The organism is Methylorubrum podarium (assembly GCF_040270385.1).
In the GTDB taxonomy this organism is placed as follows: Bacteria; Pseudomonadota; Alphaproteobacteria; order Rhizobiales; family Beijerinckiaceae; genus Methylobacterium; species Methylobacterium podarium.
Genome location: NZ_JBELQE010000087.1, coordinates 1 through 1873 on the forward strand (window position 1 = coordinate 1; position 1873 = coordinate 1873).

The 1873-nt window shown below is 70.0% G+C and carries 1 protein-coding gene; it reads right to left on the reverse strand.

Translation table 11 applies throughout. The annotated features are described in order from the left end of the window. The coding region (dxs, locus tag ABS772_RS17070; protein ID WP_350395996.1) for a 1-deoxy-D-xylulose-5-phosphate synthase at positions 1–1873 on the reverse strand (1873 nt) is incomplete at both ends.

Below are 1873 nucleotides of genomic sequence, written 5' to 3' on the forward strand. Positions count from 1 at the left end.
GCGTACATCTTCTCCGGCTTGTCGTGGTCCTGGTAGACATCGGGAAGCGTCAGCGTGCGAACCCGGACGCGGCCTGCATCCAGAACGCCGCGCTCCGCGAGCAGGTGCAGCACCATCGCGCCGAACCCGCCGACCGAGCCCTCCTCCACCGTCACCAGAACCTCGTGGCTCATCGCCAGATCCACGATCAGCTCCGCGTCCAGAGGCTTGGCAAAGCGCGCATCCGCCACCGTGGCCGCCACGCCCTCCGCCTCCAAGGCATCGGCCGCCTTCAGCGCCTCCGACAGGCGCGTGCCCAGCGACAGCAGCGCCACCCGGGCGCCCTCGGGACGCCGCACCACACGGCCGCGGCCGATCGCCAGCGGCTCGCCCCGCTCCGGCAGCTCCACGCCGACACCCTCGCCGCGGGGATAGCGCAGCGCGATCGGCCCGCTGTCATGCGCGTGGGCGGTCGCCACCATGTGCACCAGCTCCGCCTCGTCGGCCGCCGCCATCACCGTCATGTTCGGCAGGCAGCAGAGATAGGCCAGATCGAACGCGCCCGCATGCGTGGCGCCGTCCGCCCCCACCAGACCCGCGCGGTCCAGGCAGAACCGCACCGGCAGGTTCTGCAAGGCCACGTCGTGCACGACCTGATCGTAGGCCCGCTGCAGGAAGGTCGAGTAGATCGCCACGAACGGCTTGTAGCCCTCCGTCGCCAAGCCGCCGGCAAAGGTCACCGCGTGCTGCTCGGCGATGCCCACGTCGAAGGTCTTGTCCGGGTGCGCCTTGCCGAACAGGTCGATGCCGGTACCGCCGGGCATCGCCGCGGTGATCGCCACCACCTTCGGGTCGGCATCCGCCGCCTTGATCAGGCTCTCGCCGAACACCCGGGTATAGGCCGGCGCGTTCGCCTTGGCCTTGGCCTGGATGCCCGACACCACGTCGAACTTGACCACGCCGTGGTAGCGGTCGGCGCTCGCCTCGGCCGGGGCGTAGCCCTTGCCCTTCTGCGTCACCACGTGGAGCAGGATCGGGCCCTGATCCGAATCGCGCACGTTCTTGAGCACGGGCAGCAGGTGGTCGAGGTTGTGCCCATCCACCGGGCCGACATAGTAAAAACCCATCTCCTCGAACATCGTGCCGCCGCCGACCACCAGCGAGCGGGCATATTCCTCGGCGCGCACGGCGCGCTCGTAGAGCGCCTTCGGCAGGAGCTTGCCGAGCTGCTTGGCGGTCTCACGCAGGCCGCGATAGGTGCCGCCGGAGGCGAGCCTTGCGAGGTAGGCCGACATCGCGCCGACGGGGGGCGCGATCGACATGTCGTTGTCGTTGAGGATGACGATCAGGCGCGAGTGCAGCGCGCCGGCATTGTTCATGGCCTCGTACGCCATGCCCGCCGACATCGAGCCGTCGCCGATCACCGCGACCATGTTGCGGCGCTTGCCCGGCGCCGCGCCCTTGGCCTTCGCCTCGGCGTCGGCGAGGTCGCGCGCCACCGCCATGCCCAGCGCGGCGGAGATCGAGGTGGAGGAATGGGCCGCGCCGAAGGGGTCGTACGCGCTCTCCGAGCGCTTGGTGAAGCCGGACAGGCCGCCGCCCTGGCGCAGGGTGCGGATGCGGTCGCGGCGTCCGGTGAGGATCTTGTGCGGGTAGCACTGGTGCCCGACGTCCCAGACGATGCGGTCGTCGGGGGTGTCGAAGACGTGGTGGAGCGCCACGGTGAGTTCGACCACGCCCAGGCCGGAGCCGAGATGGCCGCCGGTGATCGAGACGGCGTCGATCATCTCGGCGCGCACCGCGTCGGCCACCTTCTGCAGCTCGCTCTCCGGCAGAAGCCGGAGACGATCCGGCGTCTCAAGACCCTCAAGGATCGTCGTGTCCGCTAGTGCCA